Annotated in this window: 22 protein-coding genes; 4 read left to right on the top strand and 18 right to left on the bottom strand. The window is 41.6% G+C overall.

The window, feature by feature from the left end:
- Positions 1 to 7 precede the first annotated feature (7 nt).
- The 15 genes from tssH to tssJ form a co-directional block, all read right to left on the bottom strand.
- Entirely contained in the window at positions 8 to 2,695 is a 2,688-nt protein-coding gene (gene tssH / locus EXT47_RS08280; RefSeq protein ID WP_039495810.1) for a type VI secretion system ATPase TssH, read from the bottom strand.
- A 28-nt stretch (positions 2,696 to 2,723) separates the two neighbouring features.
- Positions 2,724 to 3,689, bottom strand: coding sequence for a type VI secretion system baseplate subunit TssG (locus tag EXT47_RS08275; RefSeq protein ID WP_223193589.1), 966 nt, complete (start codon positions 3,687 to 3,689; stop codon positions 2,724 to 2,726).
- Entirely contained in the window at positions 3,690 to 5,414 is a 1,725-nt protein-coding gene (tssF, locus tag EXT47_RS08270; RefSeq protein WP_039495808.1) for a type VI secretion system baseplate subunit TssF, read from the bottom strand.
- Positions 5,414 to 5,815: a type VI secretion system baseplate subunit TssE gene (tssE, locus tag EXT47_RS08265; protein WP_039495807.1), complete on the bottom strand. Its 402-nt coding sequence runs from the start codon at positions 5,813 to 5,815 to the stop codon at positions 5,414 to 5,416. Before tssE ends, tssF begins: the two co-directional genes overlap by 1 nt.
- A gap of 78 nt (positions 5,816 to 5,893) precedes the next feature.
- Entirely contained in the window at positions 5,894 to 6,379 is a 486-nt protein-coding gene (locus EXT47_RS08260; RefSeq protein WP_010377064.1) for an Hcp family type VI secretion system effector, read from the bottom strand.
- 165 nt (positions 6,380 to 6,544) lie between these two features.
- Positions 6,545 to 7,051: a hypothetical protein gene (locus EXT47_RS08255; protein ID WP_226899082.1), complete on the bottom strand. Its 507-nt coding sequence runs from the start codon at positions 7,049 to 7,051 to the stop codon at positions 6,545 to 6,547.
- A gap of 185 nt (positions 7,052 to 7,236) precedes the next feature.
- On the bottom strand, positions 7,237 to 7,632 hold the full coding sequence (locus tag EXT47_RS08250) for a hypothetical protein (RefSeq protein WP_130126264.1): 396 nt from the start codon (positions 7,630 to 7,632) through the stop codon (positions 7,237 to 7,239).
- A gap of 252 nt (positions 7,633 to 7,884) precedes the next feature.
- Positions 7,885 to 9,411 carry a type VI secretion system contractile sheath large subunit gene (gene tssC, locus EXT47_RS08245; protein WP_010377056.1) on the bottom strand — a complete coding sequence of 509 codons (1,527 nt, stop codon included), beginning with the start codon at positions 9,409 to 9,411 and terminating at the stop codon, positions 7,885 to 7,887.
- 12 nt (positions 9,412 to 9,423) lie between these two features.
- Complete coding sequence (gene tssB / locus EXT47_RS08240) at positions 9,424 to 9,942, bottom strand: type VI secretion system contractile sheath small subunit (RefSeq protein WP_039495804.1); 519 nt, start codon at positions 9,940 to 9,942, stop codon at positions 9,424 to 9,426.
- Positions 9,943 to 10,000: 58 nt separating this feature from the next.
- Entirely contained in the window at positions 10,001 to 11,584 is a 1,584-nt protein-coding gene (locus tag EXT47_RS08235) for a TssA family type VI secretion system protein (protein WP_130126263.1), read from the bottom strand.
- A complete protein-coding gene (tagF, locus tag EXT47_RS08230; RefSeq protein WP_039495802.1) occupies positions 11,581 to 12,573 on the bottom strand; it encodes a type VI secretion system-associated protein TagF in 993 nt (330 codons plus the stop codon). Before tagF ends, EXT47_RS08235 begins: the two co-directional genes overlap by 4 nt.
- Before the next feature lie 7 nt (positions 12,574 to 12,580).
- Positions 12,581 to 16,291 (bottom strand): type VI secretion system membrane subunit TssM, encoded by a 3,711-nt coding sequence (tssM, locus tag EXT47_RS08225; RefSeq protein ID WP_130126262.1) that lies wholly within the window; start codon positions 16,289 to 16,291, stop codon positions 12,581 to 12,583.
- A 4-nt stretch (positions 16,292 to 16,295) separates the two neighbouring features.
- A complete protein-coding gene (gene icmH / locus EXT47_RS08220) occupies positions 16,296 to 17,018 on the bottom strand; it encodes a type IVB secretion system protein IcmH/DotU (RefSeq protein WP_010377048.1) in 723 nt (240 codons plus the stop codon).
- A 16-nt stretch (positions 17,019 to 17,034) separates the two neighbouring features.
- Positions 17,035 to 18,375, bottom strand: coding sequence for a type VI secretion system baseplate subunit TssK (gene tssK / locus EXT47_RS08215; RefSeq protein WP_130126261.1), 1,341 nt, complete (start codon positions 18,373 to 18,375; stop codon positions 17,035 to 17,037).
- The gene (gene tssJ, locus EXT47_RS08210; protein ID WP_010377046.1) at positions 18,375 to 18,806 is read right to left on the bottom strand and encodes a type VI secretion system lipoprotein TssJ; all 432 of its coding nucleotides are present in this window, start codon (positions 18,804 to 18,806) and stop codon (positions 18,375 to 18,377) included. Before tssJ ends, tssK begins: the two co-directional genes overlap by 1 nt.
- 1,243 nt (positions 18,807 to 20,049) lie before the next feature.
- Between tssJ and EXT47_RS08200 the strand changes: the two genes are divergently transcribed.
- The 4 genes from EXT47_RS08200 to EXT47_RS08185 all read left to right on the top strand — a co-directional run bounded on the left by EXT47_RS08200 (position 20,050) and on the right by EXT47_RS08185 (position 23,484).
- On the top strand, positions 20,050 to 20,337 hold the full coding sequence (locus EXT47_RS08200) for a hypothetical protein (RefSeq protein ID WP_039495799.1): 288 nt from the start codon (positions 20,050 to 20,052) through the stop codon (positions 20,335 to 20,337).
- 42 nt (positions 20,338 to 20,379) lie between these two features.
- Positions 20,380 to 20,700, top strand: coding sequence for a hypothetical protein (locus tag EXT47_RS08195; protein WP_039495798.1), 321 nt, complete (start codon positions 20,380 to 20,382; stop codon positions 20,698 to 20,700).
- A 217-nt stretch (positions 20,701 to 20,917) separates the two neighbouring features.
- Positions 20,918 to 22,789 (top strand): motility associated factor glycosyltransferase family protein, encoded by a 1,872-nt coding sequence (locus EXT47_RS08190; protein ID WP_039495797.1) that lies wholly within the window; start codon positions 20,918 to 20,920, stop codon positions 22,787 to 22,789.
- Positions 22,786 to 23,484, top strand: coding sequence for a hypothetical protein (locus EXT47_RS08185; RefSeq protein ID WP_130126260.1), 699 nt, complete (start codon positions 22,786 to 22,788; stop codon positions 23,482 to 23,484). Before EXT47_RS08190 ends, EXT47_RS08185 begins: the two co-directional genes overlap by 4 nt.
- A gap of 37 nt (positions 23,485 to 23,521) precedes the next feature.
- Here the strand turns inward: EXT47_RS08185 and pyrF are convergent, their stop codons facing one another.
- From pyrF to EXT47_RS08170, 3 genes are read right to left on the bottom strand one after another with little or no spacing between them, the layout of a single operon-like run.
- Positions 23,522 to 24,232, bottom strand: coding sequence for an orotidine-5'-phosphate decarboxylase (gene pyrF, locus EXT47_RS08180; protein WP_039495795.1), 711 nt, complete (start codon positions 24,230 to 24,232; stop codon positions 23,522 to 23,524).
- 28 nt (positions 24,233 to 24,260) lie between these two features.
- The gene (locus EXT47_RS08175) at positions 24,261 to 25,397 is read right to left on the bottom strand and encodes a lipopolysaccharide assembly protein LapB (RefSeq protein WP_130126259.1); all 1,137 of its coding nucleotides are present in this window, start codon (positions 25,395 to 25,397) and stop codon (positions 24,261 to 24,263) included.
- Positions 25,398 to 25,399: 2 nt separating this feature from the next.
- A complete protein-coding gene (locus EXT47_RS08170; RefSeq protein ID WP_130126258.1) occupies positions 25,400 to 25,663 on the bottom strand; it encodes a lipopolysaccharide assembly protein LapA domain-containing protein in 264 nt (87 codons plus the stop codon).
- Between the last annotated feature and the right edge of the window lie 14 nt (positions 25,664 to 25,677).

Below are 25,677 nucleotides of genomic sequence, written 5' to 3'. Positions count from 1 at the left end.
TCTACCGTTAACTTAAGTCGGCGAATACGGCTTCAATTTCACCATTTTCATCCAGTGTCAGCGTCAGCAGATCTGGCATATCTTCTTCGCTCATAAAGCCCAAAATGGAGCGAGCGATCCCAGGTAAAATTTGTTGTTCAATTGTTGCGTTAACCAATCGTGCGCCGCTATCAGACATAGCGCATTTATCGGCTAGATAATCTAGCGCTGTTTGATCTACGCGCAGTTGTATAGCGTGATTGTCACGAAGTCGCGCTGCGACCTTCTCTAACTTTAGTGCCACGATATGTTTTAACACATCAGTATCAAGCGGGAAGAAAGGCACGACCTGCATCCGTGCTAAAAGCGCTGGTGCAAAATGCGCGAGCAAGTTTGGCTTAATTAAGTTGACTAGCTGCTGAAAGCTCGGTCTCTCAAACGGTGTTTCTTCTTCGTTATTGTCTTGTGCTTCTTCGCCTTCAGGCACACCTTGCTGAATGATCCCATCCACCATTTGTTGCATGGCCTGCTGCTCGGTTTCTGGTGTACAAGCATTGATGATTTGCTCAGCCCCTAAATTAGAAGTCATGATGATAACCGTGTTTCTAAAATCGATTTCACGCCCTTCACCATCACGCATTACGCCCATTTCAAACACTTGGTAGAACATATTCATGACATCTGCGTGGGCTTTTTCCACTTCGTCAAGTAACACCACAGAATATGGACGTTGGCGCACAGCTTCGGTTAACACCCCACCTTCACCATAACCCACATAACCCGGTGGTGAGCCTTTGAGTTGTGATACTGTGTGTGCTTCTTGATATTCACTCATGTTTATCGTGGTTAAGAACTTCTCGCCACCAAATAGTAGTTCGGCTATGTGTTTTGCAGTTTCGGTTTTACCAACCCCAGAAGGACCTGCTAATAAGAATACGCCCAGTGGCCCAGACGACGCCGATACACCCGCTTTTGCTACCCGTAAGGTTTGTGCAATCGCAGTCAATCCAGCATTTTGCCCCACAACGCTTTGTGCCAGTGATTGCTCAAGCTTAAGTAAGTTCTCCAGCTCGTCTTTCACCATGTTACCCACAGGGATCCCAGTCCAACTTGCGATCACTTGCGCTACCGTATCACTGGTCACTTCGGAGAAAATCGCATTGTCATCTTGATTTAACGCAGCAAGCGCTTGTCTAATCGCAGGTTTCTCTTCGTCACTCGCACCGTGTAGGGCATTATAAGTATCAATTTGCAGCTCACGGCTTTGCTCAAGCTCAGCAAGCTGCTCTTGGGCTTGTGTAAGCGCATCGGTGAGACTTTGAATACAGGTTTGATCTGCAATCCCAAGCTTTGACTCGATTGCCAAGCGCTCAATTCTGCTTTGATAGTAACGGATCTGCTCTTTGGCTTTATCAATCACCACAGGCGACGTTGCCGGTCCCATTCTGACCATAGCAGCTGCGGTATCTAGTACATCAATGGCTTTGTCAGGCAATTGTCTACCTGTGATATATCGAGCTGACAACGTAACCGCGGCTTCAATTGCACTGTCTGTGATTTGAATCTGGTGGTGCTTTTCGTATTTATCTTTCAGCCCCGTGAGCATGAGCTTTGCAGCTTGCTCGGTTGGCTCATCGACTTTAATTAATTGAAAGCGGCGTTCAAGCGCAGCATCGCGCTCAAAATATTTTTTATATTCGCTCCATGTCGTCGCAGCAAGTGTTCTTACTTCTCCACGTGCAAGTGCCGGCTTTAGTAGGTTTGCGGCATCCCCCATGCCAGCGTCGCCACCAGCACCAATCAAGGTATGCGCTTCGTCAATAAATAAGATAACGGGGGTCGCTGAACTCTTTACTTCATCAATGACTTGTTTAAGACGACGCTCAAATTCACCTTTTACACCTGCTCCGGCTTGTAGCAGACCCATATCCAATACGCAGATCTTAACTTCTTTAAGTTCTGGCGGAACTTGCCCTTCAACAACGCGCTGAGCAAGTCCTTCTACCACTGCAGTTTTACCAACACCGGGTTCACCAACAAAGATTGGATTATTTTTACGGCGACGACACAACACATCGATTGCGAGACGGATCTCTTCGTTACGCCCAAGGACTGGGTCAATTGCACCAGAACGTGCTTTTTCAGTGAGGTCTTCACAAAATGCTTCTAGCGCGCTTTCACCTTGTGAACGGCTATTCGACACCGTGTTGTCAGCATTTGGCTTACTGAATACTTGACGCTCAGTCGAGCCTTTACAGATCTTATTTAAGTTCTGCTTTAAGAAGTGCGTATCAATCTTGTCGAACTCGCGCGCCAGTCCAAATGCAGGGCTGTATATCGCCATGTCTTTGAACGAGTCAATCAGCGCAGCGCCTGTGATCCAATCATTTTGATGGCGCATGTTTGCACTGAGCCATGCTTTTTCTAACCACTCATAGAGGCGACGGGAGAAAACCGGCTTGCTCGGGTTACCAGCATCTTGTTGATTGATAAATTCGAGCGCACTATTCCACAATGCGTCTTGATCAACTTCGAAGAAAGGTAAAATCTTCGCAACATCGCCGTCATTGTGCTCTTCCATTAACTTTAATAGGTAATGCTCTGGTAGCACTTCAAAATGCTTTCGACTCGCTGCGAATCCAGCCGCGGCTTCTAACGCTGTCGCGCTGTGATGATTGAGTTTGTCTATGAGATTCTTTATGCCTGTTGCGTCCATCTTTTAATCCTTGCTATTCCCGTTCGCATTAAAACTGTGATTGTGAATATATTTTCTTCTCTATGCGTGCGTTAACTTTACCTATCGCACAACTTACCCCAAGCTTGCCAGCCCCTAACCGAGTGCCCTCGCGCGCTTGGCGATTGATCTGCACTAACAGTTGCCAATTCATTTTGGTTGAGGTGTGCCAATTTAATAATTGTGATAAACGTTTCGCCTTTACACCACCTTGCTCATATAGCTGTGCCTCAGCCTCGTCCATTGGACCAAGCTCAATGCAAATACGATTGCCGGTGACCAAAACGCGTTTACCCAATACGCCATTACCACCCAATGAGAAACCGCTTTGTTTTGAGCCTAACTTGCCCGCTTCAGTAATACCTTCCCATTCAACGATATTATCTTTAATCGCTAAGCTTTCGTCTTGTAGCGCTTGCTTTAATACTTGCTCAAGCCCAGCTGCACTGGTTTGTTTGGCACTAATGAGGTTTAGTTTGCTCTTATCCGATTGGTTATTTTCAAATACCGCAGCAACTATTTGATCAAATTGCTGCGCACCAATGCCAGCAAGATTAATCTGAGACTTCTTCCAACTTTGAAATAGCTGACAATACAGTACATGATTAAAAAGATCTAAAAATGCGCGTGTTCTTGCACCTACCTCTTCGTCTCCTGCGGCTTGCTCTAACAAGTAGTGCGGCATCGCAGCATCAACGCCATATAAACCGAGAAATGACGTTTCAAGCCTCAGCTTACCTCGTTGCCTTACTTGCAATTCACAGCGTCTAACGTCTGACGCTGGAAACCCAAGTTCTTTATACGGTGCAATTTCAACGCGATGACTGTGGCCACTTTGTAACTCGTTATTGCTGGCCCAATGCTGTTCAATAAGCGTTAGCGCCTTGTACAAACTAAAGCGCCAAGGTGTGGCCATCAAATTAGCTATCGGTTCTGGCAGTTTTGCCCAAATGGGTTGGTTTTGCTGCTCCATCATTTACACCTGATAACTGTCGCCTGCCGTCACGTCCCATTCCCACTCATGGTAACTTGGCAGCAGCGTCACTCTGGTTTTTAAACATTCGTTAATTGGCGCATATAATTTAAAGAACTGATGCAACACATCACAAAAATGATACGCATCGGCTGTGCAAACAAAGCTCTTTTCGTTTAGGGTTAAGTGGATCTCTATCCCTTTAACGAACACGCCCTTTTGTAGCAATGAGATAGGTTTAGATTCAGCGCCTTGAATACTCTCAATACGGTTTCGATTTTCAGAGCGCTCCGACCAATCAAACAGCGCCAATAGCTTCTTCAGTTGGGTTGGTTCTGCTAGTTGAGAGAAACGCATATTCAATAAGCTAATGAGCTGCCAATGTAAAGCCTGATCAGGAGAATTAAGCAACTTGCTCGGTCTTACGACATTTTTAACGCTAAGTACCGACGGTACATCAGCGCTTTGTGCATTGATATCGCCTTCTTGCAGTGTTTGCCTTGGCCACGCCGCGTTATGCGCCAACAGATCGGTCGATAAAGTAGTAATATCACCCACTTCTTGCATTGAAAGCTGAATGTACGTCTGTGGCGATACCCCGCCAATGTCACGGCTTATCAGTGAATACAAATGGGCGTTATCTTCATATACCGTGCTATACCGAGAAACAAAGTCGATGGCTTCTCCCGTGCTACTACTTGCGCCTTGTACCGACTTAACGCTATAACAAAAACTCTCTCCAAGTTTATTTTGCACTGGATGTAGTTGGTATTCGGTTTGGTTTTCGCTCACTCGGATAGGCTCGGCATCTACTGGGTAGATATTTACCGCAGGTACACAATTAAGCAGGATATTATCCGCATTTACTTTGTTACCGGGCGGTAATTTAATATCACTGGCTATTTTGATGCTGATGGTATTAGTGTCTGGATCAATATTTAGTGTATCCAGTCCCGTTAGTTCAACAAAATAGAACTTTTCACGAGAGTTAAAGTAATCAAGCAACAACGCATAAGCGGGATGACTCTGTTCGCTATTCGGCAACATTCCGGTGCTGTCTTTATGAAAAGCCGCATCAATTTTTGACTTGTTCAAGGTATATTGCGTCGTACTGCCAAGCTTTCCAGTCTCAACCTCTATCGCTGCGTTTGGATTCTTCATCATTTGATAAAGACTGGCGCAAAGCGGCGTGTCTCCACGCAAATACACCCGCAATTTAGAGAGATCGTAATCGTCTAAACTGCCTTGGCCTAACCGCTTAAGGTGTAAGTTTAACGTCGCACCAGTGTGGATCTCATGATAGTCCACAGAGTAGATCTCAAACGGCAACACTTTCGTTTCTGCGGTGGTAGTAAAGTGACAAGCCACAGGGGCGTTATCACTTTTATGGGAAGAGATTTTCGCGCCTTTTGGCACACTCACCAGTCCTTGCATGGTGAGTTTTGGCGCAAACTCTAGCACCGTCGTAGACGGATAATAATTTAATAATATTGGGCAAATCTGTCTGAGTACCTGCTCAGACACTTCAGGTAGCGTCTCGTCCAATCGCTTTTGCGTAAATGCCGTTAAGTAAGCGACTCCTTCGAGCAAGCGCTCAACATGAGGATCTCTATCCTTTAACGCGTCAATATTTAAAAAGCCGGCATGTTCAGGATACTGCTGAGCAAATTGTTTACCTGCTTGTGTTAACAGCCTCATTTGCGCATCAAAATATTGCTGCATATCCATTAGTCTGCTCCTCCTGCATTGACGTTTGCTTTACCACCTGACGCAAACTTAGTATTCAATCTGATTATCTCGCCGGTTTTTAATTGCGCTCTTATCTCAAATCGAATCACACAGTTTTCCTCTTTTATGTCGATGGGTCGAACGATGAGGTTAGTGATTCTTGGTTCGTACTTTTCTATGGTTCTTTTTACTTCATTGGCAAGTGTTTGCTGCGAATAAGGTAGCCCTTCATATAGATCTTCCACATCCGGTAAACCATAATCACCTAAGTGCTCAAGCACTCCCCTACGCGCATTCAATAGTTGCGTTAGGTGTTTACATACGCTGTCGCTTAGATGCGATAAATTGTTATCGCTATAGGCTTGACGTGATGGTTGAGCTAGCAAATCAAATAAGGCCATAGAAAAATACGCTCTCTATTCATTGCGCGAACTAGTTTAAGCTTGAAAAGGAGGCCAGGAGGCCTCCAACACTCGAAATTAACGACCTTCAGTCCATGAGTCAGAGAACTCAATGTTACCGTCTAGGTACGTCCAAGTGATGCGCTTGTAACGCATGTGCACTGTTTCAAGGTGAGGATAACGCTCTTTATCCAAATCTTTAACGTTGTGCATTGTTGGCGTGATTGAAGTGATTTTCACGTCTTCAAGCGTATGGCGGAAGTACTCACGCTCAGTACCAGTGTCATCAATACGGTACCATTTAAGCTCAAGTTGCTTTAATGTTTGACCGTTTGAACACGCTTTGTACATGTACGGAGTAGCAGCATCCACAGCTTTTGTGATAACAAAAGGCTCGTGCTTACGAGTACCTGTTAGCTCGCCCGTGTCGTTATCAGTTGGGATACGCAATTCGTGATCGAAATGCAAAATCTCAATTGAACCTTCACGCTCAGCTACAGTTACTGAACCTTTAACGTCGTTACCTTGGTCGTCCTTTAACCACATATACGCTGGAATTGCCATTTTTAATTTCTCCTTTTAAGATAAGATGTTTCCTAATTATTAAAGGCATTGATCAAACGCGTGTTTTTCACGTTTGATCCCCAAACAAAGCGCCACGCTTTATGCCAATTTGGGAACATGTCCCAAGTTGGTGGCAGCCAACTTGGGGCAATCTTTCACTACATGTTATAAGTCACCACGTAATTCCATCACTAACGTCGCCGCATCAAATGGCGTTTTTAGTATATCCAGCTGCAAAAAGTGCTGCTGAACTGCTTCGGGTAACTGTTTAAATTCGAATTCAGCTCTAAGCTCTTCATTCCATCTAAGCGTCACAAAACTGTCTACCGTGATCACTTCATCCTTTGGCGCCGTCTGATTGTAGTGCTCAACTGCTTTTAAAAAATTTACATCATGGTCTTGCATACAATCATTAAGCGCCACGTAATGCAGGTAATTTACTGCCTCTACAACCAATTCTATCTCTAGTTTGTCTGTCTCTAGCTCGCTTGGGCGAACGCGTGGAGTATGCTCAAAACACGTTTCCATTGCCTTGGTGTAAGAGATAGTTATTTCTTGTAATTTCTTTTTTGCAAAAAAGAGCTCTGGTGTCATCTCCTGGCTATATGACAAGTTAGTCACCAAGACTATGCTCAGCAGCATCAACCAGTTACATACTTTTCGTTTAAACATGACAATCCTTTGCCTCATCGCTTCTTGTCTAAAGCTACCTTCTCAGCCTTAGATAGGTTTATTCACTTATATCGGCGGCCTTTATCTATCGCTAGGTTGTTGACTAACGAGCTCAAGGCGCACGTCACTTCCACCGTTTAACGCATGCACTAAAGTGCATCATGGAAGTATAAATCGTTTTAACTTTACTCAGCTTTAATAGGTTTTCCTATAAAGCTTCTGTACTTAACTACAGGCAAGGAAAATAAAACTAAAATCCAGATTATATTCCCAAAAAACAACATTTCAGACGAGGTATAACCGCCCAAATAAATTTCGTTTAACAACGAGTATATATTTACAAACCACCACACCCAAACTACCAACCCCCATGTTCTTCGACTTAACACACGAACTTGTAATATGAGCAACAAGTTTGCTGCCAAAACCAAGCTATCTAAGATAAAAACAACAATGTCTACAAACGCAACGCTAATCTCAGACGAGGTGAAAAGCTGATTGTCGTATATTAAAAATAAAGTTAAAGAACACTGCACTAAAAATATAACTTTCCAAATAATATGGTCTGCTTCTACATTCATAAATATACCATTTAATACCAGCAACCATATTAAACCTGATCTTTTTATTAGTAACTATTTTCCATTATTGCGCTTATCAACCTAACCTGGTTTAACAACTTTTTCTTTTTGCACTTTTAGACGCAAACTCAACTAATATCTCATAGCGCTTGCCGATACTTCTGAACCTCTACAATTAAGGTTCAATATCATGCTTAATAATGGGCAGCATTCACTGCCCTAAATGCGCTTCATTGGTTCTTCAGGAGGCCTTCACTTTTCGCCAGGCATTTGACCAACGAGTGCGAGGCGTACGTCGATACCTTCCACTTGGAAATGTGGAACCACATACGTATTCACACGGTAATAACCAGGATTACCCGGGATCTCCGACACAGTCACGTTGGCATCTTTTAACGGGTGCGTCGCAATTAGAGACTCGTCTGGATTATTCATCTTAGTAACTAATGCACCTAACCAATCATTAAGTTGCTGCTCAAGTTCGTGACGAGGTTTGCTTGAACCGATATTTTCACGTTGGATCACCTTCATATAGTGCGCAATACGCGATACCAAGTAGATGTATGGTAATCTTGCATTGATCCGCGAGTTAGAGGTGGCTTCCGGCGTCTCAAAAATTTGTGGCTTTTGCGCACTGTTTGCAGAGAAGAAACATGCAAAGTCACTGTTTTTGTAATAGCTCAGAGGGATAAACCCTTGGTTTGCAAACTCAAGCTCTTTGGTTTCAGAAATAAGTACTTCCGTTGGGATCTTAGTTTCTTGACCACGACCTGCCTCAAAAGAATGCAGAGGTAGATTTTCAACGCGACCACCAGATTGTGGACCACGAATATTTACCGCCCAACCATTTTGGTGGAAGCTACGGACGATATTTGCCGCGAACGCAAATGTCGCGTTACCCCATAGATAACGTTCATGATGCTCACTGCTAACGTCTTCTTGATAGTTAAAGTGACGAATTGGGTTTAAGTCGCCATATGGTAAGCGCAGTAAGAAGCGTGGGAACGCTAAGCCAATGTAACGTGCATCTTCTGATTCACGGAAGTTCTTCCAACGTAAAAACTCAGCACGCTCCATGTAAGAGCCCAAATCCTGAATTTTAGACACTTCTTCAAGCGAATCTTTTAAGAAGAACTTAGCACCAACACTGCCTAAGAAAGGACAGTGGGCTGCTGCAGAGACCCTTGAAATTTCTTGCAATAACGACACATCCGGCGCTGAACAATCAAATTCAAAGTTTGACACCATAGTCGAAATTGGCTCGCCACCTGGTGTGTCATACTCAGCCGTATATACTTGCTTATAGAGCGCAGATTGCGTGGTATCTGGTGCTTCTTCGAAGTCGTCACGTAGTGTTTCTTTATCAACATCAAGTAGTTCAAGCTTTACGTTTGAGTTATTTGGACAACGATTCACCAAATAACGCAGTGAACGCCATGCTGACTCTACTTTTTGAAACTGTGGATGATGTAAAATTTCGTCCAGCTGTTCAGAAATAATTTTGTCGACTTTAGCGATGTAGTCATCAAGTAATAACTTGTCGATACGCGACACTTCTTTGCTGTCATTAGTGGCCATGTCTAAAAAGACATTGATAGCAGCAGTTAAGCGCTCATTGGTGTCTGTTTCCGCAAGATTATTAGCATCACGGAAGTTATCAATGCTGATTTCACTTGAAACCGGCTCAATAGACACAAGATTACAGATTGTTTCGTAAGCTGAAGCTGTCAAAGTCTCTTCTTTGCGTGCTTCAACGTTTAACGTTTCTTGCATATTCATCGGTTCGTGTCCTTACTCTTGCGGTTGTTTTTCTTGCTCAGACAAAAGCGGCGCTAACTCGTTTAAGCGTGCTTTTAACTCATCAAGTTCTGGTTTGTTCTGCAAAATGCGCTCAAGCTCTTTTCTCAGCGTTGAGTTATCAAGCAAGTTAGATTTCAGATCACGTAATAAGTTACGCATTGACATCATCTTGTTAAGCTCTGGTACTTGCGCTGCAACCTGCTCTGGATCGAATGACTTAAAATCATCAAACGTTAGGTTAATACCGATTTCACCATCACCTGCGATTTTGTTCGATACTTGAAACTTTGCCTTTGGTGACATGTCTTTTAGCACTTGCTCTAAATTATTTTTATTAATAGCAATGCGCTCTCGCTCAGCGAGGTCACTGTCGTTTTGACCGTTGGAATAATCACCAACCACCAAAACTTTCATCGGTAGTTCACTCTTTTGCGTTGCACCTTCGGTTTCCAGCTCAAGCGCTATATTAATCCGCGCTCTTGGGATCTCTTTTTGAAACGTATCAGACATAGTCTTTCCTTATTTAATCAGTCGTTGCGCCTGCCGTTACAAGCCCAGCGGTTAACAATCAAACCCAGTCAATCGCTGAGCTTACTTTGGTTACGAGCATCTGCTGCTTTATCGCAGTTGCTCGTAGGTCAAATTCATCTCCTTGCTCCAAGGATACTGCTTCATTGCATTGCTTGGCATAACGCCAAACCTCTAGAGCAAACGACTCATGCCATAGGTCCAGTCGGTACTGTTCAATGTCTTTAAGCAGCTGCTCAAACATTGGATAGGCAAGATCAGCGCGTTCACTGCGCATCAATAAACGTGCTTGATATAATTTTTGCTTCGCAAAATCGAACTTGTCTTGCGCAAACCCTTCCATTAGCTGCAGTGCTTGCGAAAGTTTACTTTGATCAACAAGCGCCTGCGCTTCTTTAAATTTATCTAACCAAATCTTCTGATTATCGTCTGTGTTTGCACCGGCACCTTGGCTTAGTAATTTATGTTCGCCAATTCGCTCGCGATTTGCTGCTGAGCAAAACTCACTTCCGTCTTCATATTTAAGGCTGAGCAGTGTTGGGTATTGATCAGCGATTGCGGCAAGTTCTAAATCTATCCACTGTGCTTCTTTAAATAACTTGAGCCCTTCAAGTGCAGCGATGGCTAGCCTTTGTAAATTAAGGTTAAAATGCATCGCCCCTTCCATGAATAAGGCTTCTGCCTTTTCTAACGCCTGAGCAAAATTTTGTGCGGCTAATGCGTTTTCAATAGGCACAAATGCCGCTTGCCTTGGGGCTGGTAAGCGCGTTTTCAACTCATTATCGTGCGGTGGTAATGCAAGCGCCCCCCACCTCACTGCACGTGCCAAGCGAATCGCTCGCATCCAATTTTGGCTTTCTTTGTCATACGCCAATAGTTTGCGAACTTGCTCTGTATAAGCCGAGTCTGACTGCGGTGCTTCCACGGCAATAGCAAGTGTAGAAACTGGCTTTGAAGCAACAGCTGTAGGCTGTGAAGTCGCCGCTACAGGTTGCTGTACTTGAGGCTGCTCTGCTGTGACCACCTCATGCTTTTCGACAGGCTCTTGTACCGTCGCAACAGGTTGTACAGGAACTGGTTGCGAAATCAAACCTTGCTCACACCAGTGTTTTAAATCAGCAAGCGGACCTGAGTCTGCATCAAGTATTGCCACGGATTCTGTTGCATACTGTTCAAGTACGCGCTTTAACTCTGGCCATTGCTCCGGCATTGTCGCACTATGCGCTGTAGCAACACCAAGTAAGCGCTGTTGTTGTTGTAAGAACCAAGTATGAACCGATGCTCTCGCACGTTCTTTCACTGGGTGGATCTGCGCCTGATACTGTTGCAAAAGCTGATTAAACAAATCTAACGAGTGGATCAAACCTTCGAGCCCAAACTCATTCGTAGCGGCCAACGCTAGATACGACGCGATGCGAATATCCTTACTCTGCTTTTCTAAAAGCTCTGATGCCAAAATAAAGTTAGCTTTGAAGTCTGGCTCAGCAACACCTGACGAGGAGGCTTTTAGTAATTTAAATGACTCTTCGTATTTCAAATCGTCACCGCATGGCATGCCGCCTAGAGGCGCTAATAACTTTTCACACCACTGCTGCCAGCTCTGATACTTATGTGGTTGACTCATAACTTACTCCAACTTCTTAGCGCATCGAAAACACTCATATTTGATGCTTTTGCCAATTCATACATATGCGGTGTCACCGGATGTTGTGGCAAAGTCCCTGTTAGATTAATGGTCGTCGATAAGCTATTGTGTTCAAGCCAAACTGACGCAAAATACGAGGCCGGCATAGGTCTGCAATACACCACTAGCGAAGCTTTCTGGCTCAATTGACCATAGTTATAAAAACACCAAGGCTGCCAGTGATGATCGGCCACCATATTGGTAATAAGATGCAGCCAAAATGCACCTAACAACTGGGTATCTTCACCCACTTGTGGCATCGGTAACTTCAATCCAAACTGACAACGCAAACAGCCTTGGGTTTTGATCATTTTAAGCGCAGACATCACTTGGCTGATTAATTGTGCTCGCTGGTCAAGATCTTCTAATTCAAGCGCATCCCATATACGCTGTATCGGTGAAGCTCGTAGTGAAGACATTGCCTTATCAAAATCAATCGGTTGCGAAACCAGCTCACTTGCCTGCTTAAGCTCCTGTGCGCTATGGCGCATTTGCTCAACACTACTGCAGTTTCTGATCAGCTCATGGTTTAAACTTAATGATTTAAACGCACTGCCACATTCGCTAAATAGAAATGCAGGGTTTTGTTTGTAGTCCGCATTACTCGATAATACAAACGAGCAAAATGGGTATTGTCTTCCACTTTTATCTTCGCTTGGCTGTAGTGTGCCTAGTAAACAGTTTTCGTCTTGACCTGAGGCGATAAAAAATAGCGTTGACTGCTCTTTTTGAGAAGCGGCATCTTTTATCAACGCCTGTCGGCTCATGTCTGCGTAACCTTCTTGAAGCCAGCGTTCAAGTGCTATTGCTTCTCTTGAGTCAACGTTAAACTTAATAAAGTCCGCTTGAATTGGGTTCTTACCCATAAATCCAAATGGCTGAGTCGTTGGTACCTTGGCGACTTTCTTATTATTAAAAAAACCGAACATGCCTGTGTTACCTCAACGCCAAGTTTTCATTGGAAGCCACACTCACTTTGGTATCAAACAAAGACTCAGGCAGCGCAAATGACGTCATAAAATATTTGCTGAATATGCCGCTGTTTCTGCTCGACTTAAGTGCAACTTGAACTTGGATTGGCTCAATACTTTCTTCCGCTTCTCTTTGTAATTGCCACGTTGCCATAAATTCAGTACCACGAACCCACTGCACATTCGCTTCATTCAATACTTTTAGGAATGCCCAAGGCCCTGACTTTTCGATTTCAATTCTACGGCCTTCACTGTCTAAACCATATACCACTGCTTTTTCAGTGCCCGCACGAGCAGGCCAGTTAAAACGACGCCACTCTTCAGGTTCGTTTCTATAACGGTAATTTTGGTCACTAAAGCCGATATAAGTTTCTTTTAATCCCTTTTGTGCCACAGGCATCATTTGGAAGCTAATCCCTACCTCAGAACCGTCTCGAGGAAATAGCGAACGCGTTACCTTTCTCGCCTTAGTTAGCTTGTCTAGTACTCCTGGCTTAAAGCCAATGCCGATACCGTTCCAGGTTTTCTCTACCCACTCACCACGTTTTAAACGAAGGTAGGGAGATAGATTCTCAGCCATAAATTGCCAGAACACACCTGACTCTTGGTTCAGCAGTTCACTAATATCTTCAACTGCTGCATCTGGCCCGTCGATATTGAACGGATATTTACCACGGATATTTTCTTTGTATGTTAAGAATACCTGATTAGACCAACGCTCATTAAGCTGTACTTTTGCTTCGTTCATAACAGTCTGCACACTCGCTAAAAGGGGTGCTTTTAGTAGTTTTTCAAGTGCTTGCTTAGTATCTGGGTCAAGCGCTCTGACTTGGCTTTCGACCACCACCCATGCACTTTGCAGCGCATGGTTTTTGCTATCACCATTTAACAGCGTTTGAGTAAATGACATCGCCATATAGTCATCATTGTTACTCGCCGCAATCGTTTTGATGTCTGAATGAAATGCACTCAAAGCACCGAGATATTGCTCTAGGTAATCAGAGCGAGCGTTCTCTTCTCCTTTTGCCGTATAGCGACGAAGATCTGCAAAGCGACTCGACAGTTCAGGTACACGCTTTCTCGCAGCGGCTTCTATCTTTGCACCTTTAACCTTGCTGTTTTTAGACTTTGCAAGTAACGCATTAGCTTGCTCGGTCAACTTTTCTGTTTCTACCGTTTTGTTTGGTGAATCAATTAGATTCACGTTGTCATCGATTGACGCCATTAAATCGACCAACGGACCTTCTGGTGACGACAGCTGAGCTAGCGTTAAACTTGCTGCATTACTCGTATTAAACGGGCTTATTTCTACCGAGTTTAAGAACTCAAACCACACATTGGCATAGTCTCTGAAATACAGCGCGCGGATTGATTTGACCAAAGCGCTTGCTTTTGCTTCATCAACAGAGCCTTGGCTTTCTGCGTTGTCTGTGCCCATCACCCAGTCGCCAGAGAATGCTTTGCTCGCAATGACCTTGATGGCGTCGTACACTTCGTTTTCCCATGCTTCTTTGGTGTAAACGTATGGAATGCTGATCTTAGACTGCAAAAAGGTTTTGTTGTTTTGCTGCATCATTTGATCAAGCGTTAGTGCGGCTTTTGATACCGTTACTTTTGCTTTGATCTGCTCATATAACGCGGTTGGTTCTGGTGCACTCATTAAGTCTGAACGCGCCTGACTCACCAAGAAATCATTATTCTGCCAAATCGCAAGCTGCTGCGGTGTAGGCTCAACTGCTAATTGAGCTAAGTAAAAATCAATCAATCCTGACAGTTGCTCTGTTAATGCTTGCGTGTCTTCGTTTAGCGTTAGCTCTAAGCGATCCGCCGTGTAGTCCAGTAGCTCAGACTTCGCATAGTCTTTATTTAAACGCTCAAACTCGTTACTCATCATGAGTTGCAGCTTAAGTGCTTGATAGTACTTATCACGTAGCTTTGGCTCGATACGTTTAGCTACCTGTTCTTCTGTACTTAGCAGTGCAATCCAGTTTTGGTGGCTTTCAAAAAGTGCTTGTTGCACAAGCTCCGAACTTGGTTCGCCAATGAGCGCTTGTACACGTTGACGTAATACCTGTTCTATTGGCTTAATAGTGTTATCTGCACTGTAAACCCCGAGTAAGAAATACCAAGGCAGCTTTTTCTCATAACCGATTAGCTCTTGATAGTGTGCAAAAAGAGACAAAGTTGAGTTAAATTGCTCTGCCAACGGCTGGTTTTCAACTCGTGTATTAACAACAGCAGTCGTTAATTTATCACTGGTTGTTAAAAGCTGTTGATTGTGGGTATAAGAGTTAACCAACAAGCCCGCAAGAGCAAATACCGACGTCACACACAAGCATAATGCAAAGCCTTTGAGCCATTTTTGTACGCGGCGCTTTTTCCGGTTACCCCGAGTGAGATCTTGCAATTTAAACAACACATCTTTGAATACTTGGTTGATAAAAAACGCGGAGGTAATGCTTTCTTGGCGATACTCAAACAATACAGATCTAAACGTAGATAGTTTGCTCGTTGCGCTACGCTCGATAGGCGTACCTTCTTGCGTACCAGAGGTAAAATACACACCAGCAAACCACGGTACTTCCTGGTACGGGTTTTCTTTAAATAATGTGTCAATAAATTCTTCAACTTTGGCAGACGCCGCTTTGAACTGATTAGGAAAATCATAAATCAGTTGTTTACGTTGGGCGTTACGTTCACGCGTCATTTTAACTAGACGCTGATCACACAATCGCTCATATAGGCCAGTTAGATGTTTTGAAAAGTTCTCGCTCGCCACTTCACCGGTATTGGTGCCATCTTCCTCAAGTAAATACGCGCCCCAAGGTTGTTTACGCTCATCTTCACTTAATTCATTAAAGAAAGGCTCAAAGCCGCTGATCAAATCACATTTGGTAAACACCACGTATACTGGAAAGATAAGTCCAAGTTGGTTAATTAACTCATCAATACGAGCGCGGATCTGTTTAACGTGGTCGCGGATCTGTTCGCTGTCTGAGGTCAAGATGTCGGCAACACTAATCGCCACCATCACCCCATTGATTGGCTGTTTAGAGCGGTATTTACGTAACAGCTTTAAGAATGACAACCATTGATCATTATCTGACTCTTCAGTGGTATAACGACCTGCAGTATCAATCAAAACAGCTTGATCTGAAAACCACCAGTCACAATTACGTGTGCCACCAAAACCTTGAATATGCAGTTGATTAGATTTTGAATAAGGGAAATGCAGCCCAGAATTCGCAAATAACGTACTCTTACCCGCAGCCGACGGACCAATGATCATATACCAAGGCAATGCATACAACGCAGCATTACCACGATAGCCAGCGCCTAAATGAGAAGCTTTTAATGCAGACAGCGCTTCTTCCATTTTGGCTTTAATTTCTTCGACTTCGGCTTCTGTCCCCGCATGATTATTGGCAATTTCTTTCGCTAACTTGTCACCAGAGCGCTTCACCCACAACCATCGAACTAATAAAGTAAGACAAAACAGACCAAATACCGCACCCATCACCATTAAACGATGATTTTGATCTTCAAGGCCAATAAACCGACCAGCAAACCAAATTAGCGTCAAAATTGCGAATATGCCGACCCAATGAGCCGTCGCACGAGATGACAAAAATCCTAAGACTAGATGCACTAGTCCACTACGATTTACTCCTGACATGATGTTACCTCGCTTTCCCTGTTTTCTCTAACTGCGTTAGTACTTCAATATGCTTATCAATTTGCACGACTTGCTGGTTCGCACGATTCTCAATAAAATACGTTGAACCAACATACATACTGGCGAGTAAAGCAAGCGTTACTGATAAAATAACCCAATAAGGTAGGTTTCTTCCTACTTTAGTGACCATACTTTCTTGCGGTTTTGCATTATCAGAAAGCTGTAATTTTGCAGGTCCAGCAAGCTCTTCTAATTGCGCTCTAACATCCAACATCAACGCTTTGAGTTGCTCTACCCCTTTGATCTTATAGATCCCCTCGAAACCCAGTTGTAAACATACAAAATAGACTTCCAAAACCGTGCGTTGCTGCGCTGCTGCACGGCGGATATTCTCAAGCTTTTCAAAAAAAGCTTCTCCCGCACGCATGTTGCCAAATAATTCTAATTGTAAAGGTCGCGCCATCCACTCCATACTGTACGGCTTCTGTGCCGTCATGATTTGCTCGTCGACCAAAGCGGTTAATGCAAATTTGGCTTCCTGCATTTCCGACGCACTGATCCGTGCGTCATAACAGCTCTTTTCATATTCATCAAAAGCATCCATGACTTTACTGCGTAGACCATCAACTCCTTGATGATCTGCCCCGCCCTGGCGAATTGAAGTAAGCACTTCAAGTACCGGAGAAATGCAGGCGACTAGTTCAGATTTATTTTTCGACGCTTCCATGACCTTTACCTACTAACTATTTACTCGCCACTGAAACCACTTCAAGTTTCACGCCTTGAAGGCTAAATGGCACAAAGATTCTTAACGCTAATTCCTGTACAACTTGTTCCCAAGCAGCACCATGTGGTTCAACTTTAAAATACTCATATCCACCTTTAACAGACACTCTATTTGGTGGACGCTGGCAATGTGTTAACTTCACACCACCAAGCGCTGAAGCGATTAATATTTCTAGCTGACTTGGCGCTGCCAGCTTAACCTGCTCTGCAAACAACTCGATCCATTGCGTAGATTCGTTTTCATAGAAAGCCGCAATGTATAGCTCACCCCGTGTCAAGGTACTGCTTTCTATGTCTTTAACCTCAAAGATAGACTGAGAGATTGCACTGAGTACTAGATCAGACGAGCGTGCTGCACTTATCGAACCAATAAGGGTTTGAATATGAGATTCGATTAAACCAAAGCTGCGCGTTAAGTCTTGATGGTCATAAACTGGTAACTCAAATTTACTCGCTTCTGGTTCGAAATTTATCAGTTGGCAGATCAGTTTATTTAGTGCCATAAACAGTGCATCAGGACTAGTTTTGGCTGTGGTACTTAACTGTTTAATCTCAGGAAAAACAGAGCTAAATGTTTGTAATAACAAAAAGTGTTTGAGTTCTGTTGGACCAAAATCTTCCACGATCCCCATACTCGCACGATTGGTAAACATCGCGGTGTACTTAGCTTCAACCATATTGACGAGTTTATTTACACGCTCGGCTAAATAGCCATGGGCTTTGATGTTTAGCAATGGAGGAATATAGCTTGAGTCAATTTCGAACTGCCCATGTTCACCACGTATAACTTTTATGCAAGGCAATTGCTCGATAAAACTGTTACTTGCGCTGAACTCAACCAGCATAAGTTTAGGCTTAGCAACCATCACTTCTGCTTTTCGGTTTGGATCATGTGCATCTTGAAGCTCAACAAAATCACAGTCATAAGCACTAAGCTGCCCAGTTTGCGGGTAACCTTGGATATTACTTACTGAATGATTGTTCGCGAGCGCCACACTAATGATGTATTCGCTTTTGTTATCTTCAAGCTCAAACATAGGTGCTTCGTTGTCAGCAAAAACATGATGTATATGACGACCACTTTTGAAGATTGCCGCAATACTTTGCAGTTTGACTACACCTTTGGCTAATGCCGATTCGTCGAATACAATGCGGTCTAAACCATATGCATTGTCTCTAAGACTTTGCTGTACACCAGCTAGTTGAGATTGCTGGTATTGATCGAACAGTTGTAAGTGCTGCTGACTGAGCATTAAACCTTCAGCCCAAACAGGTTTGTATACGTTGTTGTGCTGCATTACTTGTCCTCCTCTACTTCAGGTAAGCGAAGCGAGTTACTTGTAATTTCAATATCTAGAGAAGTAGATAACGGCACAGGCCAATCATTTAAGTCATAAAATGCGCGCCAGTTACCACCCGTTCTATCTCTAAATAGCGCAACAAAAGCCACGTACTTTGCAGATTCAGCTTGTTCAAACTCGATTTTTATACGATCTGAGGGGTTTACGGTGCGTTCTTCCACCGTAACTAAGGTGTTAGCCAGAATTGATTTATCTGACTTCCAAAGCTGTTCAAATGTAGAATTTTTAAACGCTTGAATATCAGTAAGTTGATATACTTTTAATACCACAGGTAGTGGCTCGTTAAACTGGTTTAAATTTATGTTATCAGTAGCAGTTACGTCTAACTTAACGTAAGTAGACATACAACCAGTCAAAAACAAAACCATTATAAATAAAGCATTCCTAGCCATATCCGCCTCAATTATAAGACATCCAAATTAGATTATTGGAAACAATTAATCTTTTTAATTTCCAGTACAATAGTAAAAATACATTTGATTTAACTATTTAACAAGAAATTACAGAACACAAGTATGCAGTTTGTAACTGAATACTAAGTTAACATTCAAAAATCTTCTTAAAAAATATTTAAGCCATTGTTTTTTGTAGGTTTTACTTTTTATTGGGCATTCAGAGAGGAAGTCATGAAGCTTAGTGAGCAATTCAGTTTGCATTAAGCTTTCTTACAACTTGTTGAGATAGACACTTCCCTGAAAACAAAAACCACACTAAACATCTGGACTTTTGATGTACATTCTCGAACGGCGCATACGATACACAAACGAATTTTCTAGATCAACCTTAATATCAAATTAATATTATCAAGCTATAAAAAACACACTTGCATTCGACTCAATCCATGTAATAACCTCTATTATTATATGAATTTATTTAATAACAGATAATTACATCAAAAAATCATGTTTACACTACATTAACCAAGCTTTATGGATTGTTGTGTGAGTTTTTAAATCAACTAAGGTTAAATATCATGCACACAAGGATGACCATTTACGGCATAAGCCAAAGTACTAAGGTCGTTAGTTTTGAACTAAGCACTTGTATAAATGAAGCTTTTGTTTACCATAGCACTTTAGGATCAGGCTCCTATTTTTCTTACAAACTTTTGGCTGGGAATAATGTGACTTTTGAAACAATCAACCCAGTTCAAATAAGCACTTTTTTCAAGGATCCCCTTTTTGAAATTCGTACGAGGATGACCTCTGAGCACACTTATTCTTATCAATTCACCTCAAAGCCAAGGACTGAACTACGTAAACAAACAGAGAAAAGCCAAGTTTTTGTAAAAACCAATGTACAATCTTTGATCAGCTCCCTTATTTTAAAAGTTAGCTATTCACAAGACCGTATAAAATGGCGAGGTACTAAAGATTTACCCACACGACCGCGGTGCTTACAAGCGCCAGGAAGCAAGCACCAGGAACGACGGCACTTTTGTTTACCCGACTCTTGGCAAAGTACGGGTTAATTTATTAGTTTGAATGCCATGATTTTATTGAGTCAATAGTGATTCCGGAGGGTAATTGAGCCGGACACTTTATGAAATGTTTCTTTAAAGCGACAGAAAATGAATAAAATAATTTACTCACCTATTAATAAGGAAATACCATGATCACAACGGAACAGTATTTTATTGGTTTTTTGGTTTCTTTGATCAGTTTTATCGTTGCCGTATTGATTAGCAAACAGAGACATAAGCTAGTTCAACCTTGGATAAAAGCCATTGTGTTACTAACATCAGTGCTTTCGTTTTTTATCTGTATGTCTATACTTTCAGGGCTATTTTCCGATGCGGTTATCATAAGTAAAGCCGCGGGTCAGTCGATCATATTTATACTGGTCGGTTTTGGGATCTACAAATTTATAGCACATACTAAAGCCAAAAGTCGCCAGTAAAATCAGAGCAACATTTATCGCTGAACATAACAAGGAGTTGGAATGCGAGAAGAAAACCGACAAGTCCCACAACAATTGGGCCAGTATCTATACCAACAAATTAAAGAGCCGTGGAGTGAAGCGCGGCTCGTATTGGACTACCATGACGACAATATGCCTAGGTGTTCCGCTTTTTACTATGACACTAGCACACCAAAACAAGCACACGTTATACCAGTAAGTGATGAAATTTCCGTTCTTTTTTTAAGCTTGTTCGAAAATGCGACATCAAATCAAGAAGAGAACTGGCAAAAGGCCATTTTCTCAGTACAGCGCAGTGGTCAGTTTAGTTTAAATTTTGAAACTGCTGATAACGAAGAATAAGAGACAACTATCCTGTTATCGATAGGCCATACTAACGGTATGGCTAATCAAGCTTCCATCAAATATTGCTTAATACCCAACTAACTTATCACTAAATAGCGAATAAAATACAAGGTTACCCTACACATTACTTTTAGAGTAGACTTCAATCCATCATCTATGGTTGCTCCTCGCAAGGTGCCTTCTCTATTAAATTGAAAGAAAATTTTCAGGTTTGATGCTAATATGGGTACTCAATTCTAATGCTTATCGAGTAATTAGATATCAAGGACTAGAACAATATATGAAAGCAAGTATTCAAATTTCACAGAACGAATCACACTTCCCTCAGATTCGAGATAAATTACATGCTAAGTCTATCGAATTAGAATTCTATGGCATTGACCCTAAAGTTCAGTGCATTAAGCAAGTGGAACTTTTCTTTAATAGACCAACTCACCTTTCTCTAAATTTATCCATAGCTGAAACACAGTATTGCCATCAACAATTTATAAATGAATCACATGACATTGCATTAGCATTGGGATTTAAGCCAAACGCGACACCTACATCCAGTACACTCATCATTCTTGGCTTAGGTGCTGGCTATCACGTTCCCGCATTACTTAACAAGCTAAATTATATAGATGTGATAATTATTGAGCAGGATCAAAAGCTTGAAGCCCTAGGCCGGTTTAACATCGATCTTGAAACGATAGAAAATGAGTGTAAAGCACGCGGTGGTAATCTAAAGCTCATTAACTGTAAGAGCTATAGTGACTTTTTAGATAGTTTAGCATCCTACTCGTCTAATCGAAGTTGTGGAATATTTAGTGATATTAGTTTATTTAGACACTATAACTGTCAGTTATTTGACAAAATATATGAATCATTTAAGGAATGGAGAAACTCCTTCGTAAGTCTATGGGGCTTTATGGAAGATGAGATGATGAGTTTAAAACATTCCTCTCAAAACATAAAAAGTCTAAAAAATTTTAAAACATCAGATTTTTCTTTTCTAGAAAGCCATAAAGCTTTGATTGTAGGAAATGGTCCTTCGCTAGATCTTATAATTGATGATATAAATAAATTTAATGGTATTGTTGTATCATGTGGGACATCATTACCGAGTCTACTTAGAAAAAACATTGTTCCACATATACATGTAGAAATGGAGAGAAGTAAGGATGGTTATTATATTAAAGAAGATTACCTAAAAAGTCCTTTATTGAAAAATACACTATTGATAACATTAAACACCGTCTACCATAAAACTCTGCTAGCATTCGAGAATAGATTAGTTTTTTTTAAAGCAAATGACATTACAACAGAAATTATTAAAAAAGAGCATGCAATCACTCCGCTTTACTACAGCAACCCAACTGTTACAAATACAGCGATATCTGCACTTGTAAGTCTGGGCGTAAAAAAGTTTGTATTATCTGGATGTGATTATGGTTTTGTTGATGAGGAAATGCATCATTGTAAGCACTCTCAATACTATAACGAAAGAGATGCTTTGAGTCGATGTCGCTTTACTGGTCAGCACTATGTGCTAGGTAATCAGACTGAAAGAGTGTTAACAACTCGAATATTCAACGAATCAAGAAAAGCGGTTGAATCGTTAATCCAGATTAATCCTGATCTGAGTGTTGAGAATATAAGTAATGGCGCATTGATAAATGGTGCAATACCAACAAAGGAGTTGAAACAAAACTCAATTCCTTTTTCCTTTTCACTATTTGAAAAAAGTTTGAAAAAAATAAACAACCTCAACCATATAAACTTTACATTTAAAAACAATTTATATAGATGTTGTGAAATATTAAATTCGCACATCAAAGATTTAGAAAAAACCAGAACATTAAATGAATTAAAATCGACGCTTTCTAATTTCATCAATGGTTTAGAATCAAATTCAAATGAAAGAGAGGTTATGCTCGTCTTATCGGGTAGCTTTAAGTATATCATTTTTGGAGTATTCAACCATACAAACCATATACCTAAGGATAAAAAGGAGGATTATTTCTTAAATATAAAACCTATACTATGTGCAATAGTAACAAAGATAAAAACAGAAATTTTAAGTTATTGTAAGGATAGATCGTGAAATTTAATTTATTTGCTGTTTTACCTACTACAGTGGTTTTAGCAAGTACTGTACAATCAATTGCATCTGCTGCTGAAATAATTAGTGATGGAATTAATCAGGAGTTATACGGAAGTGTAACCCAAACCAATAATACCGCGAATGAATCGCTTGATACTAGCGATTCTTTTGGTACTAGCGATTCTTTTGGTACTAGTGACTCATTTGGTACTAGTGACTCATTTGGTACTAGTGACTCATTTGGTACTAGTGACTCATTTGGTACTAGCGATTCTTTGGGTACTAGCGATTCGTCTAGTACAGCATTCCCGTATTCTACTAGTGAGTTAACAAAAGGTATTTTATCCATTGTGTATGAACAATATGGTTATAAATCCCTTCTTTATGAAATTTGTATAAGGTCAAACAAGAACTTAGTGATAGCTAGAGCAACTGAGCAAACTGAAAGTAATAGAGGATATGACTTTCTGGCTAGGGGAAACTACAAACTTAACGACAACTCGCTGACGCTAAAAATTGGAGCGACTGATAAAACAAAGCTAGAGAAGTTTAATTTCATTACTAGCGATGATCCAAATTACACGTTCATGGGTGAGTGGTATATCAATAAGCACAACAAGACTAAGGTCTATGCTCAATATCTTCCAGAGGAGTTTTACTTCGCCTATAGTTGCGACACACGACTTGGACAGTAAAATAAAGCCAACGTGAATATTACGTTGGCTTTGCAATTTAAATTTCGGCTATGCTAGTGTTAATCGCCTTCAACGTAGCTGCAGGATCTTCAGCTTTAGTGATCGGACGCCCTATCACTAGATAATCACTTCCCGCTTTCACTGCTTTTTCAGGCGTCATAATACGTTTTTGATCGCCAGCATCAGCTCCTGCTGGTCGGATACCCGGTGTTACAAGCTTAAACTCTTCACCGAGTTGAGCTTTTAAAAGTTCGGCTTCTTGTGCAGAACAAACTACGCCGTCTAGGCCTGACTCTTTCGCTAATTTTGCTAGATATAGCACTTGCTCTTGAGGCGTTTTTTCAATTCCAAGCTTTAATAATTGTCCTTGATCCATACTCGTTAGTACGGTCACTGCAATAAGTAACGGCGCTTTATCGCCGTAAGCTATCAACGCTTCTTTTGCTTTTGACATCATCTCGTGACCGCCGCTAGCGTGAACATTTACCATCCACACACCAAGCTCAGCTGCAGCAGTTACTGCTTTTGCGACTGTATTTGGAATATCATGAAATTTCAGGTCTAAGAATACATCAAAATTCATATCTACCAGTTTTTTTACAAACTGAGGGCCAAAATAGGTAAACATCTCTTTACCTACTTTCAATCGGCATTCGTCAGGTGAAAGCTGAGAAACAAATGATAATGCTGCTTCTTCATTATCATAATCAAGCGCAATCAAAACCTTTTTTAAATCTTGTGTCGACATAGTTACCCTATTTGGCCAAATTAAAAACTTAAAAACCGTCTAACCCACGGCTTGGAGCAAGTGACTCCCAATGTTTGCAGGAGGGACATAACCAATACATCGTATGACTTGTAAACCCACAATGACCACATTGATAGTTTGGCTTAGTTGCAATATAAGACTTCACCAATTTATCTATTTCTTGTAGTACGTGATCTATTTTAGCATCTTTGCCGCTAATGAGTTGCAGCAAATAACTAAAGCCCCTAATTGATGGTTCACGCTTTAAACTATCAGTTAGAAACTCTATTGCCTCAGAAATATGACCTTTTTGGACCAACCCTTGGCAAAACTTAATTCTGATCAGCACGCCTCCTTTTTCTAATAATTCTGAGACTAACTCAAAGAATTGATCGTGAATATTTAATTGAACATAACAGGATTCGAGGTCTTCTATTACTAGTGGTGCCATAAATACAAATTGGCTCACGAGCTTTCGCCAATAATATATACACTTCACGTAATCATCATTTTTGTATGCATCTTTGCCCATTTCGTACAAGGGTCTTACTGTTTCATGCGCGAGCGCTGTTGCTTTTTCGAATAGGCTTGGATTCTTTTCTTGATTTGCAGCTTCACAGTAGAAGTTTGCAATAGTGGCGCAATGAGACGACTTTTTGAAAAGCTCAGGATGCGCTTCATACATATGAACGCCTTTTCGCCAATCTCTAGTTTGAGAGTATAGGTTTAAAATCGGGTCGAGTGCATCTTTAAACCCAAGTTTTACAAGAATGACTAAATGTTCTTCAGCGCTATCCAATAGGCCAGCTAAGATGTAATCTTGAGCAAGCTCTAGGCGACAGGACTTCACGACTTCTTCATCTAGATTAGGTTGTTTAAGTAGGAGCTCATGAATTTTTATCGCTCTATCTAACTCTCCCCGCTTTCTAAAAAGCGATGCGAGTGTTAAATAATGGTCGACGGAGTCTGCTGAGACTTCAAGTAATTTGGTGAGGTGTTCAAGACCCTGATCTTCTTCCCTATCTAATAGGAATTTTAGGCCTTTACTGTATTCAGAAGTAATTTGTCTACTTTGCTCTAGGGCTTGATTCTTAGCACTATTTTTACCCATAACATAACCGTAAGCGGCGGCTACAGGTAGTAATAAAAACAGCAGCTCGATCATAACTAGCGTTCGGCTGCTTGACTAAGCTTACTATTACTTTTTTTTAGGCGATGATTTTGCCATTTAAGCTTAGATAAAACCGACGCTGTTACAAGTAAACCAATAATTATCCCAAGAGCTAAGCAAATACTCATTAAGGTTGCGAGTGGTAACTCTGCACTTGCAATTACAAAATTGACATTAATAACTTGTGGATTTTGTGTTCCAACTAAAAATGCAATCAGTATGGCAACAACAGCTAATCCTTTTTTCAATACTGCAACCAAGTTTAGCTCCGTTA

Origin of the sequence: Pseudoalteromonas sp. CO342X (assembly GCF_004208915.1) — a bacterium.
Lineage (GTDB): Bacteria > Pseudomonadota > Gammaproteobacteria > Enterobacterales > Alteromonadaceae > Pseudoalteromonas > Pseudoalteromonas maricaloris.
Note: the sequence above shows the minus strand (reverse complement) of the source record. Positions and strands in the feature narration are given on the sequence as shown.